Genomic DNA, 16,316 nt, shown 5'->3' on the forward strand with positions numbered 1-16,316 from the left:
CGCCCGCGGTGCCATGATGGAGCAATGGACGAGCGGACGACTCTGGAGAACGGCCTTCTTGACACAGGGCTGGGCGGGAGCCTGGGCAGCGACTTCGACGACGACTTCGCCCCTTTCATCTACGAACCGGATCCGACGCTGCCGGACGACCGCTACCTCGACCGCGAGCTGAGCTGGCTCGCCTTCAACCAGCGCGTCCTCGAACTCGCGGAAGACCCGCTGCTCCCGGTGCTCGAGCGGGCGAACTTCCTGGCGATCTTCGCCAGCAACCTCGACGAGTTCTTCATGGTCCGCGTCGCGGGCCTCAAGCGCCGCATCGCCACCGGGCTGGCGGTGCCGACCAACGTCGGCCGCGCCCCGCAGGAGGTGCTGGCCGACATCTCCGAGAAGGCGCACGAGCTGCAGCTGCGGCACGCGCGGGCGTACCACGACCTCGTGCTGCCCGCACTGCGCGATGCCGGGATCACGGTCGCCACCTGGGACGAGCTGGACGACGCCGACCGGTCGCAGATGCGCGACATCTTCTCGCAGCAGATCTTCCCGGTGCTGATGCCCCTCGCGGTCGACCCGGCGCACCCGTTCCCCTACATCTCCGGGCTCTCGCTCAACCTCTCCGTGCGCGTGCGCAACTCGCGCACCGGCAAGGAGCAGTTCGCCCGCCTCAAGGTTCCGCAGATGCTGCCACGGTTCGTGCGCATCGACCAGCGCGAGGGACTCGGGCAGGTGCGGTTCATCATGCTGGAGGACCTGATCGCCAACCACCTCGGCGACCTCTTCCCCGGCATGGAGATCCTCGATCACCACGTGTTCCGCGTAACGCGCAACGAAGACGTGGAGATCGACGAGGACGAGACCGAGAACCTCATCCAGGCGCTGGAGCGCGAGCTCCTCCGCCGGCGGTTCGGTCCGCCGATCCGGCTCGAGGTCACCGACGACATGGACGCGGTCACCCTCGGGCTGCTGGTCCGCGAGCTCGACGTGAGCGAGCAGGAGGTCTACCGCCTTCCCGCGCCGCTCGACCTGGGCGGCCTGTTCGACCTCGCCAAGATCGACCGGCCCGACCTGCACTACCCCAACCACGTGCCGACCACTCCGGCGCAGCTCATGCCGAGCGAGCCGAATGCGAAGCCCGACATCTTCGCCGCGATCACCCGGCAGGACGTGCTGGTGCACCACCCGTACGAGTCGTTCGCGACGAGCGTCCAGGCCTTCCTCGAGCAGGCGGCCGCCGACCCGCACGTGCTGGCCATCAAGCAGACGCTGTACCGCACCTCGGGCGACAGCCCGATCGTGGAGGCGCTCATCGACGCCGCCGAGGCCGGCAAGCAGGTGCTCGCCCTGGTCGAGATCAAGGCGCGTTTCGACGAGCAGAACAACATCTCGTGGGCCCGAAAGCTCGAGAAGGCCGGCGTGCACGTCGTCTACGGGCTCGTCGGGCTGAAGACGCACTGCAAGCTCGCCCTCGTCATCCGCGAGGAGAAGGGCGTGCTGAAGAGCTACAGCCACATCGGCACCGGCAACTACAACCCCAAGACGTCGCGCATCTACGAAGACCTGGGGCTGTTCACCGACGACGACCAGGTCGGAAAAGACCTCACGCGCCTCTTCAACGAGCTCTCGGGGTATGCGATCGAGAAGAAGTTCAAGCGCCTGCTCGTGGCGCCGCTCCACCTGCGCAAGGGTCTGCTCAAGCGCATCGACACCGAGCGGATCAACGCCGAGGCGGGGCGTCCCTCCGGCATCCGGATCAAGCTCAACTCCATCGTGGACGAGGCGATCATCGACGCGCTCTACCGCGCGAGCCAGGCCGGCGTCCCCGTCGACCTCTGGGTGCGCGGGATCTGCGGCGTCGTGCCCGGGCGCGAAGGTCTCTCGGAGAACATCCGGGTGCGGTCCGTGCTCGGCCGGTACCTCGAGCACTCGCGGGTCTTCTCGTTCGTGAACGGCGGCGAGCCGCAGGTGTTCATCGGCAGCGCGGACATGATGCACCGCAACCTCGACCGTCGCGTCGAGGCGCTCGTGCGCCTGTCCGACCCGGACCACCTGCGCGAGCTGGAAGCGCTCTTCGACCTCGCCTTCGACGAGCGCACCGCGACCTGGCGGCTCGACGAGGACGGCGTCTGGACGCGCCACCACCTCGACGCCGACGGCAAGCCCCTCGTCGACCTCCAGAGCAAGCTTATCCAGCAGTACAGCCACCGTCCGCGCAGCACCCGCACGGGAACGAGGCGGTGAGCCCGGCCATCTACGCCGCGGGTGCACTCTGCTGGCGGGTGGTCGACGACCGAATCGTCGTGCTCGTCGTGCATCGCACCAAGTACGGCGACGTGACCATCCCCAAGGGCAAGGTGGACCCGGGCGAGACGCTCCCGCAGACGGCCGTCCGCGAGATCCACGAGGAGACCGGCCTGCGGATCGGCCTCGGCGTGCCGCTCGGCGTCTCCACGTACCCGCTCAGCAGCGGGCGCGAGAAGATCGTGCACTACTGGGCCGCGGAGGTGAGCGACAAGGCCATCGAGCGGTCGACGTTCGTTCCCAACAGCGAGATCGCGGCGATCGAGTGGGTCACCATCAAGAAGGCGCGCGGCTACCTGACCTACGAACGCGACGTCGAGATCCTCGACGCGTTCGATTCCCTGGTGCACCAGGGCATCACGTCCACCTTCGCCCTGATCGCGCTGCGGCACGGCAAGGCCGAGCCGCGCGACCGCTGGAACGGTTCCGACGCGTCCCGTCCGCTCACCGAGCGCGGCGTGAAGCAGGCGGCCGGCGACGTCGCGACGCTCGAGGCGTGGCGGCCGAAGCGGATCGTGACGAGCGACGCCGTGCGCTGCGTCACCACCGTTGCTCCGCTCGCCGCGGCGACCGGCATCAAGCCGCACCGCGATCACGGCATCAGCCAGGACGCCTACGAGGAGGGCCAGCCGGAGGTGCGCCGCGTCGTCGGCAAGCGCATCCGCTCCCGCAAGACCGCCGTGCTCTGCAGCCACGGCCCGGTGCTGCCGGAGATCATGCGCGAGATCGCGCTCGCCACCGGCACCATGCCGGGCGGGTACCTCAACGACGCCGCCGACCTCGACACCGGTGGCTTCTCCGTGGTCCACCTCTCGGCGACGAATCCGGCCTCGGGCATCGTCTCGATCGAGACATACGCGCCGGTCGAGGACCGCCAGGCCGGCTGATTCCGCCGCGGATTCACAGGACCGCGCAGGCAAGAGAACACCCCGCGTTAACCTCCCGTTTACCACTGCGGGGGACTCTGGACAGACACCGGGAATAGCGTCTCACGCGGGTCGCACCGACCCCGTCCTGTTGTTACTGATCCCCGAAGGGACAACTGTGAATCTCAAGCGCATCGGCGCTCCCGTGGCGCTCCTCGCCGCCGCCGCCATCAGCCTCACCGCGTGTGCGGCGAACGAGGGCAGCACCCCGTCGACCACGACGGCCGCCGCGAAGAACTACTCCGGCACGCTGAACGGCATCGGCTCGTCTGCCCAGGGCGCGGCGCAGACCGTCTGGGCCGCCGGCTTCCAGCAGGCCAACCCCAAGGCCACCATCAACTACGACCCGCAGGGCTCCGGCGCCGGCCGCAAGAGCTTCATCTCGGGCGCAGCCGACTTCGCCGGCTCGGACGCAGCGCTGAAGACCGAGGAGCTCGCCTCCACGTTCGCCGGCTGCGCCGCGGACAGCAAGGGCATCGACCTCCCCGTCTACATCTCCCCGATCGCCATCGCGTACAACGTCGACGGCGTGAAGGACCTCAAGCTCGACGCCGACACCATCGCCGGCATCTTCTCGGGCAAGATCACCACGTGGGACGACGCCAAGATCAAGAGCCAGAACTCGGGCGCGTCGCTCCCCTCGGCTCCGATCACCGTCGTGCACCGCTCCGACGACTCGGGCACCACCCAGAACTTCACCGAGTACCTCGCGGCGAACGCCCCCACCGTCTGGACCGCTCCGGCCTCCCAGACCTTCCCGTTCCAGGTCGGTGACGCGGCCAAGGGCACCTCGGGTGTCGCGGACGCCACCAAGAACGCGAAGAACTCCATCACCTACATCGACGAGTCGGGTTCGGCCGGGCTGAGCATCGCCCAGCTGAAGGTCGGCGACAACTACGAGAAGATCAGCGCCGACGGTGCTGCCGCCGTGGTCGCCGCCTCCCCGATCGCCGACGGCCGCGAGGCCAACGACCTGGCCATCCAGATCGACCGCAAGGACACCACGAAGGGCGCCTGGCCGCTCGTCCTGGTCTCCTACGTGATCGCGTGCCAGGAGTACAAGGACGCCAGCAAGGCGGACCTGGTGAAGGGCTACGTGGACTACATCATCTCGAGCGACGCCCAGAAGGCCGCCGCCGAGCAGGCCGGCTCGGCCCCGCTGTCGAGCGACCTGGCCGCGAAGGTCTCCAAGGCCGCCGCCAGCATCAAGTAACACTCCACCGCTCGGCCTGGGCTGCACACCGCAGCCCGGGCCGAGCGGCGCTCCCCTTTCAGCCGCAAGGCGCACCCGATGAGAGAAAGCCAGGAATGACCGCCGGAACCGCAGGAGCCATCAGGCCCAAAGCGAAGGTCCGCCTCGGCGACCGCGTCTTCTCGACCGCCACCGTCGTCGCCGGGTCCCTGATCCTCGCCACGCTCGCCGCGGTGGCGGCGTTCCTCGTCATCCAGAGCATCCCGGCCCTGTTCGCCGGCGCGGGCGAGCTGCCCAACAACGCCACCAACTTCTGGTCCTGGGTCTGGCCGCTCGTCTTCGGCACCATCTGGGCGGCGCTCATCGCCCTGCTGATCGCCACGCCGCTCTCCATCGGCATCGCCCTCTTCATCTCGCACTACGCCCCGCGCCGCGTCGCCGTCGTGCTGGGCTACATCATCGACCTCCTGGCGGCCGTTCCGTCCGTCGTCTTCGGCCTCTGGGGCATCGCGACGCTGGCGTCGTTCGTCCAGCCGTTCTACGTCTGGCTCGGTGACAACCTGGGCTGGATCCCGCTCTTCGCTCCGCCGGTCTCCGGCACGGGCCGCACCATCCTCACGGCCGGCCTCGTGCTCGCCGTCATGGTGATCCCGATCATGACCGCCATCTGCCGCGAGATCTTCCTGCAGACCCCGCGCCTCCACGAGGAGGCCGCACTCGCCCTCGGCGCGACCCGCTGGGAGATGGTGAAGATGGCCGTCCTGCCCTTCGCGCGCAGCGGCATCATCTCGGCCATCATGCTCGGCCTCGGCCGTGCCCTCGGCGAGACGCTCGCGATCGCCATGGTGCTCTCGCCCGCGCTGATCGTGAAGTTCGCGGTGCTGCAGGCGCAGAGCCCGAACACGATCGCGGCGAACATCGCCCTCCAGTTCCCCGAGGCGACCGGCCTCGGCGTGAACGCGCTCGTCGCGTCCGGCCTCGTGCTGTTCGTCGTGACGCTGCTGATCAACATGCTCGCCCGCTACATCGTCAGCCGCCGCAAGGCCTTCTCTGGAGCGAACTGATGGCCACCACGACCGCCGCCGCCGTCCCGCGCCCGCTCACCAACTCGTACACCGCGGGCAAGCTGCCCCGCTGGACCCCGTGGGTGCTGCTCGTCGCATCCTGGGCCGTCTTCGTCGCCATCTTCGCCATCCTGGCCGCCAGCCGGGCGACCGACGGCTTCAACATCGTCGGGGCCATCTTCTTCGGCACGGTGCTGTTCGACGTCGCCATCTACGTCACCTCGCTGCTCGTCGAGGGCTCGCGCAAGGCGATGGACCGGCTGGTCACCTCGCTGGTCGCGACCGCGTTCATCATCGCCCTGCTCCCCCTGATCTCGCTCGGCTGGACCGTCATCGCGCAGGGCCTCGCCCGCTTCGACGTCGCCTTCTTCTCCGAGTCGATGCGCAACGTCATCGGCGCGGGCGGCGGCGCCCTGCACGCGATCGTGGGAACGCTGGAGATCACCCTGATGGCGGCCGTCATCTCGGTGCCGATCGGACTGCTCACCTCGATCTACCTGGTCGAGTACGGGCGCGGGATGCTCGCCCGCGGCATCACCTTCTTCGTCGACGTGATGACGGGCATCCCCTCGATCGTCGCCGGCCTCTTCGCCTACGCGCTGTTCGCGCTGTTCTTCGGCCCCGGCATCCGGAACGGCTTCATGGGGTCGGTCGCGCTCTCGGTGCTGATGATCCCCGTGGTCGTGCGCTCCAGCGAGGAGATCCTGCGGATCGTCCCCAACGAGCTGCGCGAGGCCTCCCTCGCCCTCGGCGTGCCGAAATGGCTGACCGTGCTCAAGGTGGTCCTGCCGACCTCGATCGCGGGTCTCGTGACCGGCGTCATGCTGGCCATCGCCCGCGTCATCGGCGAGACCGCCCCTCTGCTGATCGTCGCCGGCTTCACCACGAGCATGAACTACGACCTCTTCAACGACCGGATGATGACCCTCCCCGTCTTCGTCTACACGCAGTACACGCAGGCCGCCGGTCTCCACGCTCAGGCGTCGATCGACCGCGCCTGGACCGGCGCTTTGGCCCTGATCATCATCGTGATGGTGCTCAACCTGGTCGGCCGCATCATCGCCAAGGTCTTCGCCCCCAAGTACGGCCGCTGACCCCGGCCCGCACCCGAAAGCTAAGGAAAAAAGTGTCCAAGCGCATCGAAGTCAACGACCTCAACGTCTACTACGGCAGCTTCCGCGCCGTCGAGGGCGTGTCGCTCACCATCGAGCCCCGCACCGTCACCGCGTTCATCGGACCGTCGGGATGCGGCAAGTCGACCTTCCTCCGCACGCTGAACCGCATGCACGAGGTGATCCCGGGCGCGTACGTCGAGGGCGAGGTGCTGATCGACGGCAACAACCTCTACGGCACGGGCGTCGACCCGGTGCTCGTGCGCCGCCAGGTGGGCATGGTGTTCCAGCGTCCCAACCCGTTCCCGACGATGAGCATCCGCGACAACGTGCTCGCCGGCGTGAAGCTGAACAACCGGCGGATGTCGAAGAGCGAGGCCGACGAGCTGGTCGAGAAGTCGCTCCAGGGCGCCAACCTGTGGAACGAGGTCAAGGACCGCCTCGCCCTCCCGGGCTCCGGGCTCTCCGGCGGTCAGCAGCAGCGCCTCTGCATCGCCCGTGCGATCGCGGTCTCCCCCGACGTGCTGCTGATGGACGAGCCTTGCTCCGCCCTCGACCCGATCTCGACGCTGGCGATCGAGGACCTGATCGAGGAGCTCAAGAACGACTACACGATCGTCATCGTGACCCACAACATGCAGCAGGCCTCGCGCGTCTCGGACCGCACCGCGTTCTTCAACATCGCGGGCACCGGCAAGCCGGGCAAGCTCATCGAGTACAACGACACGAACCTGATCTTCTCGAACCCGACGGTCCAGGCGACCGAGGACTACGTGTCCGGCCGGTTCGGTTGATCCGCAGCCGCTGAACGACGAAGACCCCGCGACACGATGTCGCGGGGTCTTCTCGTTGGCGGGCGGGCGGCGGGGGCGCCGGCGCAGGTCAGGAGGCGATGGCCACGATGGGCGCGGTGGTCGGCTTGTCCGATCCGCCCCGGGGCTCCACGGTGACGCCGACGGTGTCCCCGGCGGCCATCTCGCCGGTGAGCACCCGCCAGGTCGAACCCGTCGACGCCGGCTGCATCGTGCCGGCCGGGGTCGCCTGGCCGTCGCGGATGTACCAGAGCTCGTAGGTCTTGTCGGCCGGGAGGTCGGGGAGGTCGTTCGCCACCAGGGCGGACCGGCCCAGCTCGCCCGACCACACCAGTGTCGCGGTACCGCCGCCGGAGACCGGGGCTGTCGCCCGCTGCACGTCCGGGGCGGCGTTGATCTCGGCCAGGGCGGAGGCCTGCTGCGACTGGTACGAGTTGGACCCGGACAGGGACGAGCCGACGAACGCTCCGCCGATGAACAGCACGACGGCGGCCGCGGCGGCGGCGAGGATGAGTCCGGGACGCTGGAACCAGCGGCGCTGCGCGGCGCGCTCGGCGGGGCCGGGCTGCGGGGCGTCGGCGGTCTGGGTGTCGGGTCCCGGAGCGGAGGGAGCGGCGGGCTCGGCGGCCTCCGGAAGCGTTGTGGGCGCAGGTGTGGCGGGCGCCGCATCCTGAGCCGGCAGCTGCGGGGTGCTCGCGAGCTGCGCGAACAGGGCGGCCTTGAGCTCGGGACGCGGCTCCACCGGCTCCGCGGAGAGGGCGAGCTGGGCGGCGACCTCCTCGAAGGCGCGGGCCTCCTGCTCGTCGTCGGCTCCCAGCCGGAAGCCGAGGCGGGTGTCGCCTCGGTCGTGCTCGTCGGTCATGTCGTCACCCCCAGTTCCTGTCGCAGCCGTATCATCGCATCGCGTAGCCGAGTCTTGGCTGTGCCTAACGGGATCCCGAGCTCGGCAGCCACCTCGGACTGGCTGAGGCCGCCGTAGTAGGCCAAGGTGACGGCCTTCCGCTGCGGTTCGCTCAGCTTCGCCATGGCCACCTCCACCCTCTCGTGCTCGACCCGGACCTCCACGGTCTCGGCCACCTCGTCATAGGCGGTCGGCAGGTCGCGGATGCCCACGGCGGTGTCCCGGTCCCGCGACGCCTGGGACGCGCGGATCCGATCCACGGCGCGTCGATGGGCCATGGTCAGGATCCACGTCTGCGCTCGACCCTTATTCGGATCGAAACGCGAAGCGGATTGCCACGCCTCGAGGTAGATCTCCTGCACGACCTCCTCGGACTGCGCGGGGTCGATCAGCAGGCGGCGGACCAGCCCGAGGACACGCGAGGCGGTGGCATCGTAGAAGGTCGAGAAGGCCGCCTGGTCACCGGTGGCGGTGCGGACGAGGAGCGCGTCGAGATCGACCGCAGGGGCGTCCTCCACGTCGTCTCCGCTCATCCGGTCTGTCGTTCCTCCGGCGAGTGCCCTCCGACAGATGAGTGCCGGGCCGCAGAACGCCTCTCGGCGCGAGGCCGCTCGGAGCGGCTAGTTTTGGAGCCCGGGGTTACTGCGGCCCGGCGACATCCAGTGTACAGGAGGGCTCCCGGCCGTCCGTCGGCGTGGCGTTCGCGGGCCGAGAACGGCGGATGCGGCGCGGGGGTTGACGGGACCGGAGGCGCTGTTGCGGCCGCGGACGGCCGTCGCCGGCCGTCGCCGCGTCAGTCGAGGGAGCCGGACCGCCAGAGGCGTGCGCATGCCGTCAGTTCCTCGGCGGTGCGGGTGAAACGGAGCGCCCGGGTCGTCAGCTCGCTGGCGCGCTCCGGGTCGAGGATGTCGCGGTCGTCGGCGACGGAGGCGGCACCGGCGGCGGCCACCCGGCAGAAGGCGGCAGCGCGGTCGAGCGCGACGGCGAAGTCGCCCTCGAACAGCCCCCGCAGGATGCGATCCGCGAGCTCGGTGATCTCCGCAGGGCCGGCCGGGGTCGGCGCGCCCGCGACCGCGGCGTCGATCGACTGCAGCACCTCGGTGCCGCGCTGGTACAGGTACGCGGTGCCCTCCGCATCCTGCCGGATGAGCAGCCGCAGCAGGTAGATGCGCCACAGTGCGCCGGGGAGGCTCTTCGCGTTCGACCGCGACCACAGCTCGGCGAGGGCGTCGATGCCGTGCTCGTCCGTGAAGGCGACCAGCCGGTCCACGATCGCGGGGTCCGGATCCTGCCGCACCCGGGCGAGCAGCGCCTGGGCCGTCTCGTGGGCGACGCGGCTGATCTGCGCGGGGTCCTCTCCCCCCAGGAACGCCTCGAACATGCCGCTGGTGAACAGCGCGGGCTTGTGGAACCGATCCGACATCCCCCCATTCTGCCCCCGTGAACCGGCCACCTGAATCCACGCTAGATTGGAGGTGAGGGCCTGTAGCTCAGTTGGCAGAGCATCGGACTTTTAATCCGCGGGTCGTGGGTTCGAGCCCCACCGGGCCCACCCTCAGTGAGAGCGAATCAAGCCCCTCGCGGGCCGCCGACATCGCCATGCCGGGAGAATCACGTTCGGTGATGAATGCGATGTCGACGACGTAGTCGTTCTCTCGTACACGAGGCGCTGACAAACGCGAACCAACGCAGCCGGCCGACTATCCGACCGCGGGAGATCGCTTCGTCGACTTCTGGTCTCGCCTACTGCGGACGATCGCGACCGTCACCCCAACCGTGAGCAGGATGCTATAGAGCCACCCGGATATCGCGAAGACGAGGTCGAACCAATTCACGCTTCCAGGCGACGTCGCAGACACCCAGATGGCGAGGGCGGCTACCGCCGTCATGACGACCGTGGCGGTCCAGCGAACGACGAGCCTCCAGAGCATGCCCCACGCGTTCAGATGCGGCGGAGGCAGCGCAACGTACGCAAGCCACATGCCCGGTCTCGCCAGCCCCGGCGGCCGCTTTGCGTAGCCCATGCACTGAATCGTAACGACCGGGCGCGAATCGAAGTGGTACAACGTCCCGCACCAATTGGAGGGATCAAGGCCATCATCGCAAGCGAGACTCGCAGCGACCTCTTCGGCCTTATCGAGCGTGTCAACCTCGACCAGGCCGAAGTCGAGATCACGTCGAAGCGCGGTTCGGCCGTGCTGATGTCGAAGGACAAGTACGACTCGTTGCTCGAGACCACCTCCCTCCTGCGCTTCCCCAAGAACGCACGCCGCCTCAACGACGCCATCGAGAGCACGCTCGGGAGATATCACCGAACACGACCTGACCAGCGTGTGACCGCAAGCTTGCATGGACCACCGCCGCGTTTTCTCCACAAGCAGGGTCAGAACCGTCGAACACTCAAGCGGATCAATCTGCCGATCGAAGACATGCTTCGGTACGACCTGTTCGAGGGTGTCGGAAGCCGGAACCGCTCAAACACGTGCTGGCTGCGGCGTGGTCGCGACGCATCAATGAAGCGAATCGGCTTGTGTACCTGGTCGATGACGCTTGTGTGATCATCCTGCTGGCTCGCTACCACTACTGACCTGATGAGCGCGCCCATGTGCGGGACAGGGCAGGCACGTCGGCGGGCTATCATCATACATAGGTCCGGTTAGCCCCGCATCACTCCGGGACTCGGCGATGGATTACGCGCCGTCGTCTGGTTGCTGCGCCGTGTACACCCACTTGATAGTCCCTGGGACGTCGGGCGGTTCGGCTATGCACCAAGCTTCCGGGATGAATGCCGGGAACTCCTCAATCTCTGAGTTTCCGATGAACGGCATATCGCGACCGGATGGTCCCCATTGCCTTGTGAACTCAAGCGCTACCGGCACGATCTCGAATTCGAGTCTGTCAAGTATGGATTTAAGGACCGGTAGGACAGCGAGCCCCTCCCATGGTGGGAGCAGGAATTCGTGTCGAATGCGAGACCCAGGCGCTAATGACTCCACGTACGCGACCGGGTACGTCTCCTCGCGTTCCCATTCGTCCGTCGTTCGTGCGACCACAGTGCTCAGATGGCCACCGAGGGCGTTGACGACGTGTTCGGTTGTGACCCGGGTCCAATCCTTCACCTCCTCATTTCGAACGTTGTTGAGGGCCACAAGCTCTGCGTCGCTCATTACTGAGGACCACCATCGCTCGTGAGCGTGGTTCCGCGCCCTCATCTCGACGGTCTCCAGACCCATCGTGCGCCGCACATTTAGGATGCAGTCAAAGACCCAAGGAAGATGGTCGTTGAAGCCCGCAGAGCCAAAGGGCGGACGCGCTGCTTGCTCGTTCAAGATCCTTCGAGCACGGTGAACTGCAGCCCACGTCCGGGGCAGCCCCCAGCCGAGTCGAGGATCTGGCATACCAGGCACATAGGCAGGGTAGCTGTTGGTGGGCCAACTTCGGCCAGAATTCACTGGCGCAGATTGCCACTGCAGAGGCAACGGCACGATAGGGATCGCGCCCACTTCGGCTGTTTCACTTGAAGTCGTTGCTCGCTTTGGTGAAAGCGCGAGTATGGGATCGCGGTTCTGATGCAGATTGCGATCGATGCCTTTGTCCAACAAGCCCATTGGCACCGCAATCATGCCAAAGCCGTGCGCACACTTTGCCCACACTTGGTTGGGATCGCTTGAGATCACGGCGACCTACTGAGATTCAAGAGCCGCAAAATACTGCGGATTCTCGCGAGCGATCATTCCCGCGCGGAACTCGAACGGACTTTAGATCCGCGGGTCTTTGGTTCGAGCCCCACCGGGCCCACCCTCTTCTGGTCGCGTCGTCAGTCCGTCGGCAGCCGGACCCCCAGCGAGGAACACTCGCCTGCGACGGGCGCATAGGCGTCGAAGTAGGCGTTCTTCTCCGCGTCGGTCGCCGAGGGACCTGGCAGCGCCGTCTGGGACAGCGTCGACACGTTCGCGTCGAATGCGGTGAACGCGGACGATTCCGCCGCAGCCTCGGCCGCCGACTGCTGCGCGCTTTCCAGTGCCGCAGACCACGCATCCGCGCTCAGGATGTTGCCGTTACCGTCGAGCGCCGATGCCAGTGAGCGGCAGGCCTGCTCGGCGTGCTCTCGCGCGATCGCGGTGGAATCCCGCGTGGGCGTCGGCGTGGGCGTGAACGTCACGCTGGGGGTATCCCTCTCGATCGGCGTCGGCGTGGGTGTCGTCGGGGCGATGACCGCCGGTTGCTGCAGGTGAGCGCTCAGCGCGTACGCGACGCCTCCGCCCGACACCGCGACGGCGGCGACGACGAGCCCGACGATCAGAGTCCGTCGGCCACCTCGGCCTCTCGCGCCGCCATTGCTCGCATGTTCCACGATGGCTGCTCGCCAGGCTTCGCTGCGCCCCTCGTCGAAGCGGACGTTGTCATTCATCGGTCACCGCCTTCCATCGAGATGATCGTGTCGATCGGTGTGAGGAGTGCGGCGAGCCGCGCCTTGGCGCGGGACAGCCGCGATTTCACCGTGCCGGTCGGGATGTTCAGAACTGCTGCCGCGTCCGCCGTGCTGAGCTCCTCCATCACGCACAGGGACAACACGTCCTGGTCGCGACGGGGCAACCGGGCGAGAGCCTCCCTCAGCGCCGCAAGCTGGGGGTGAGAATCGAGCCGCTCGTCGACCGAGTTGCTGTGATCCGGGCTGTCCTCCGGCGCGGGCAGGGTGGACAACGTGTGGCGATATCGGCGGATCGACCGAGACAGATTCCGGCTGACGTTGTTCGCGGTCACCAGCAACCAGCCGATCACCGAGCCGTCGACCTCGGTGAGAGCGTCGCGCCGGCGCCACGCCTCGAGGAAGACCATGCCCGTGACGTCCTCTGCGTCGTGCACCGATCGCGTCATCCGCAGCGCGTGCCGGAACACCCGGTCGCGGTGAAGGTCGAACAGTTCGCCGAACGCTTGCGGATCGCCGCGTCGTGCACGAACAAGCATCGCTGGCTCGCCGGTCTCGTCTGTCGTCACATTCAGGTAATGTCCGGTCGGCTTAAACGGTTCCCGACAGTTGTGAGCGTCGCTTGTCTCGCCGGATACCTCCTACACGATCGTCGGAGAACGGGTCCCAAATCTCCGACACAAGGCTCTGGGGATGGAGATTCGGGCCGAGGCGGGTGAAATCTCCGACGGACCGGCGCAGATCTCCGACGGTCGGGCGCAGATCTCCGACGGACGGAGGCGGATCTCCGACGGTGGGCCCTGGACAGCCGCGTAGGCCCGTGGCGGCGGGTCAGGCGATGCCGGTCACGCGGGCGCGCTCGAGCACGTAGCCGACGGCGACCGCGCCGGCGATGCTCAGCATCACCGGGACCAGCAGCTCGGGGCCCTGGCCGGTGAACTCCATCGTGAGGAGCAGGGCGGTGAGCGGGGCGCGCATCGTGACGGCGAGGAATGCCGCCGCACCGATGAGGGCGAAGGCGGGAAGTTCGGCGCCCGGCCAGAGCAGGTTCCAGGCGGCGCCGCCGGCGAGGCCGAGGCCGGCGCCGATCGCCAGCGACGGGGTCAGGGTGCCGCCCGCAGCGCCCGCTCCGATCGTCGCGAGGGTGGAGCCGGCCTTGACGATGGTGGTGAGCAGGATGAGCAGCACCGGCACCGAGGCGGCGAACGCGAGCTGACCGAGCGCGCGGCCGTTGCCGAGGATCGCGGGGAGCCAGAGCGACACCACCCCGACCGCTACGAAGGTCAGCGGCATGACGATCAGGATGCGCCACGACTCCGGCCGGTGATCCTGGAGGAAACGGACCGCCCGGACGAAGCCGACGGCGGCGAAGCCGATCAGCGGTCCGGCGAGCACGGACCAGACCACGACCGTGACCGACAGGTGCAGTTCGGGCAGCTGGTACAGGGGGTTCGACGGGACGACGACCCGGGCGACCAGGGCCGCGATCGCCGACGTCGCGAACGCGGGCAGAACGGTCGCGAAGCTGACCTCGGCGAGGAGGATCTCCACCGCAAAAACCGCCCCGCCGAACGGCACGTTGTAGACGGCCGCGAGGCCCGCGCCCGCGCCGCAGGCGACCAGGATGCGCCGCTCCCGCGCCGACACCCCCGCCCGTTCGGCCAGCCACCCGGCCCAGAGCGCGCCCACCTCGCGCGGGGCCACCTCCCGGCCGATGGATGCGCCCAGGCCGACGATGACCACCTGCAGGGCCGCATTGGCGAGCGTGACGAAGGGCGGCATCCGGCGACCCTCCACCGACTGCTCGACGGAGACGATCGCGTGCTCCGGGACGCGGCGGCCCCACCGCCGCAGCAGCCACCAGCCGACGGCGCCGATGACGCCGGCCACGGCGAGCGCCACCACCCGGTTGACCGGCGGGGCGTCGAGGAGGCCCTCGTACAGGTCGCCCTCCGAGGAGCCGAAGGCGAGGTGCTGCAGGGCGTGCAGGCCCAGGTAGACCAGCACTCCGCCGATGCCCGCCCCGACGCCGACGAGCGCGGTGACGACGACGAGCCGGGCCAGCCACTGCGGTGTGGCGGGTCGCGGGATGCGCCGGGCGGAGGACACGGGCCCAGCGTATCGGGAGGCGCGGCCGGGGCTCGTGCGCGATGGATCCGGCAACGAAGAGTTAACCGGTCCCGGCTACGGTGATCGCGTGACCCCATCCCTCCGCGAGCCGCGGGAACTCGGCGCGACCGGTCCGGCTGTGCCGAACGTGACCGCGCCCGCCGGCGCGCCCGCTGTCGCGGAGCCGAGCGGACCGGCGGCCGACACCGCGCCGGTCACCGCGCCGGCGTCACGAAACGCGGGTGGCCGCGTCCTCTCTCGTGAGATGACCGCCCGATCGATCGCCCGGCGGCTCGGGCCGCCGCTCGGTGCGCTGGTCGCGGGCTGCGTCGCGGCCTGCCTGCTGCTGAACGCTGCGCTCGGCATGGAGTTCCCGCTCTTCTCCGAGGCCTCCGCCGAACGTGGACGCGACTGCACCGCGATCGCCAGCGCGCGGCACGCCCTCGATGCGACGCTGCAGGCGCGCCTGCCGCTGCGCGCGCCGGACGCGGAAGCGGCGCAGGCGATCCGGTCGGCGGTCGCGGCGTTCCGCGCCCGGACGGAGGACCTGGCGACCGACTCCGTTGTCACGGCCCTCGGACCGGTGCGCGGCAGCCTCAGCGCCCTGTCGGACAGCGTGAGCGCCTACGCGGCGGCTCCGTCCGCATCCATGGCCGACGACACGATGGTGGAGCAGGCCTCGGACGCGGTGCGCCAAGCCTGGCAGGGATCGATCGCGCGCGTCTGCGCCTGACCGCGCTGCCGCACCCGGGCGAGCCGGACCGGGTCGAGCCGGATGCGGTCGAGCCGGATCAGCTGCCGACGAGCGCCCCGACCTGCAGCAGCGACACGGTGTCCGTGGTGCACGCCGTCGCGCCGTCGTACTTGATGAACAGGGATTCCTTGGACCCGGGCGGGTAGACGCGGAAGCCGTCGGCGGGCTGCGGCTTGCAGTCGGCCTCCGGGTAGTTGAGCGCCTGGGTGATCCGCAGCGGCGCCTGCGCGGTTCCGCCCGGCTGCAGGACGACGGTGGGATGCGGGGTGCTGCGGTCGAAGTCGGCCGGCTTGCCGAGCTGCGTGCCGTTGCCGTCGCCGACGAAGGAGACGCCGGGCCAGCCCTGCAGCGAGCACTCGGTGCTGCCGTTGTTGGTGAGGACGATCGTGACCTCGACGCTTCCGGCCGCTCCCCCGCCTCCCTTGCCGATCGTGCCGGTCAGGTTCGCGGTGTCGCACTGGCCCTCGATCGGGACGGCCGTCGTCGTGCCGGTCGGTCGCGGCGACGTCGACGGGGTCGTGGAGGTGGATGCGGAGGCGCTGCCGGTCGTCGGTGCGGAGTTCGGCGTCCCGCATCCGGTGACGACGAGGGCGAGCGCGACGGCGAGGCCGGCGGAGGCGGCGGCGCGGAGGGTCCAGTTCCCGGTCATGCGCCCATCCCATCACGGCAGAGGGCCCGACGGCGGCGGACCCGCCGCAGGACCGCTGGAGGAGGCACCTGGC

The 16,316-nt window shown here is 68.9% G+C and carries 16 protein-coding genes, 1 tRNA gene and 1 pseudogene; 10 read left to right on the forward strand and 8 right to left on the reverse strand.

Annotation, left to right across the window (positions count from 1 at the left end; translation table 11 throughout):
* Positions 1–24 precede the first annotated feature (24 nt).
* The 6 genes from J2W45_RS08350 (at position 25) to pstB (ending at position 7,383) form a co-directional block, all read left to right on the forward strand.
* Entirely contained in the window at positions 25–2,235 is a 2,211-nt protein-coding gene (locus J2W45_RS08350; RefSeq protein ID WP_310130705.1) for an RNA degradosome polyphosphate kinase, read from the forward strand.
* Entirely contained in the window at positions 2,232–3,182 is a 951-nt protein-coding gene (locus J2W45_RS08355) for an NUDIX hydrolase (protein ID WP_310130707.1), read from the forward strand. The genes J2W45_RS08350 and J2W45_RS08355 overlap by 4 nt, the downstream gene beginning before the upstream one ends.
* 157 nt (positions 3,183–3,339) lie before the next feature.
* Positions 3,340–4,434 (forward strand): phosphate ABC transporter substrate-binding protein PstS, encoded by a 1,095-nt coding sequence (gene pstS / locus J2W45_RS08360; RefSeq protein ID WP_310130709.1) that lies wholly within the window; start codon positions 3,340–3,342, stop codon positions 4,432–4,434.
* Between the two features lie 95 nt (positions 4,435–4,529).
* Positions 4,530–5,477, forward strand: a complete 948-nt coding sequence (pstC, locus tag J2W45_RS08365; RefSeq protein ID WP_310130711.1) for a phosphate ABC transporter permease subunit PstC — start codon at positions 4,530–4,532, stop codon at positions 5,475–5,477.
* Complete coding sequence (pstA, locus tag J2W45_RS08370; RefSeq protein ID WP_310130715.1) at positions 5,477–6,571, forward strand: phosphate ABC transporter permease PstA; 1,095 nt, start codon at positions 5,477–5,479, stop codon at positions 6,569–6,571. The genes pstC and pstA overlap by 1 nt, the downstream gene beginning before the upstream one ends.
* A gap of 32 nt (positions 6,572–6,603) precedes the next feature.
* Positions 6,604–7,383: a phosphate ABC transporter ATP-binding protein PstB gene (gene pstB, locus J2W45_RS08375; protein ID WP_310130717.1), complete on the forward strand. Its 780-nt coding sequence runs from the start codon at positions 6,604–6,606 to the stop codon at positions 7,381–7,383.
* An 88-nt stretch (positions 7,384–7,471) separates the two neighbouring features.
* On the opposite strand, the gene J2W45_RS08380 is transcribed toward pstB, so the two are convergent.
* From J2W45_RS08380 to J2W45_RS08390, 3 genes are all read right to left on the reverse strand, one after another.
* Entirely contained in the window at positions 7,472–8,263 is a 792-nt protein-coding gene (locus tag J2W45_RS08380; protein WP_310130720.1) for an anti-sigma factor, read from the reverse strand.
* Positions 8,260–8,835: an ECF RNA polymerase sigma factor SigK gene (gene sigK / locus J2W45_RS08385; RefSeq protein WP_310130723.1), complete on the reverse strand. Its 576-nt coding sequence runs from the start codon at positions 8,833–8,835 to the stop codon at positions 8,260–8,262. The genes J2W45_RS08380 and sigK overlap by 4 nt, the downstream gene beginning before the upstream one ends.
* Positions 8,836–9,095: 260 nt before the next feature.
* Positions 9,096–9,725: a DNA-directed RNA polymerase subunit beta gene (locus tag J2W45_RS08390; RefSeq protein WP_310130725.1), complete on the reverse strand. Its 630-nt coding sequence runs from the start codon at positions 9,723–9,725 to the stop codon at positions 9,096–9,098.
* 56 nt (positions 9,726–9,781) lie between these two features.
* Here J2W45_RS08390 and J2W45_RS08395 point away from each other — a divergent pair.
* From J2W45_RS08395 to J2W45_RS08405, 3 genes and pseudogenes are all read left to right on the forward strand, one after another.
* Positions 9,782–9,854: transfer RNA gene (locus J2W45_RS08395), tRNA-Lys, on the forward strand.
* A gap of 394 nt (positions 9,855–10,248) precedes the next feature.
* Positions 10,249–10,536 (forward strand): annotated as a pseudogene (locus tag J2W45_RS08400) (type II toxin-antitoxin system Phd/YefM family antitoxin); the annotation flags it as partial.
* 248 nt (positions 10,537–10,784) lie between these two features.
* Positions 10,785–10,889 carry a type II toxin-antitoxin system YoeB family toxin gene (locus J2W45_RS08405; protein ID WP_310130727.1) on the forward strand — a complete coding sequence of 35 codons (105 nt, stop codon included), beginning with the start codon at positions 10,785–10,787 and terminating at the stop codon, positions 10,887–10,889.
* 103 nt (positions 10,890–10,992) lie between these two features.
* Here the strand turns inward: J2W45_RS08405 and J2W45_RS08410 are convergent, their stop codons facing one another.
* From J2W45_RS08410 to J2W45_RS08425, 4 genes are all read right to left on the reverse strand, one after another.
* Complete coding sequence (locus tag J2W45_RS08410; RefSeq protein WP_310130729.1) at positions 10,993–11,469, reverse strand: hypothetical protein; 477 nt, start codon at positions 11,467–11,469, stop codon at positions 10,993–10,995.
* 650 nt (positions 11,470–12,119) lie between these two features.
* Positions 12,120–12,713: a hypothetical protein gene (locus J2W45_RS08415; protein ID WP_310130734.1), complete on the reverse strand. Its 594-nt coding sequence runs from the start codon at positions 12,711–12,713 to the stop codon at positions 12,120–12,122.
* Complete coding sequence (locus J2W45_RS08420; RefSeq protein WP_310130736.1) at positions 12,710–13,300, reverse strand: RNA polymerase sigma factor; 591 nt, start codon at positions 13,298–13,300, stop codon at positions 12,710–12,712. Before J2W45_RS08420 ends, J2W45_RS08415 begins: the two co-directional genes overlap by 4 nt.
* Positions 13,301–13,562: 262 nt before the next feature.
* Positions 13,563–14,840 (reverse strand): chloride channel protein, encoded by a 1,278-nt coding sequence (locus J2W45_RS08425; protein ID WP_310130739.1) that lies wholly within the window; start codon positions 14,838–14,840, stop codon positions 13,563–13,565.
* A gap of 88 nt (positions 14,841–14,928) precedes the next feature.
* On the opposite strand from J2W45_RS08425, the gene J2W45_RS08430 reads away from it, so the two are divergent.
* Positions 14,929–15,573 carry a transporter gene (locus tag J2W45_RS08430; RefSeq protein WP_310130742.1) on the forward strand — a complete coding sequence of 215 codons (645 nt, stop codon included), beginning with the start codon at positions 14,929–14,931 and terminating at the stop codon, positions 15,571–15,573.
* Positions 15,574–15,631: 58 nt separating this feature from the next.
* Here J2W45_RS08430 and J2W45_RS08435 read toward each other — a convergent pair whose 3' ends face one another.
* Complete coding sequence (locus J2W45_RS08435) at positions 15,632–16,243, reverse strand: DUF4232 domain-containing protein (RefSeq protein ID WP_310130745.1); 612 nt, start codon at positions 16,241–16,243, stop codon at positions 15,632–15,634.
* Positions 16,244–16,316 lie beyond the last annotated feature (73 nt).

It is taken from the genome of Leifsonia shinshuensis (assembly GCF_031456835.1).
GTDB lineage: Bacteria > Actinomycetota > Actinomycetes > Actinomycetales > Microbacteriaceae > Leifsonia > Leifsonia shinshuensis_C.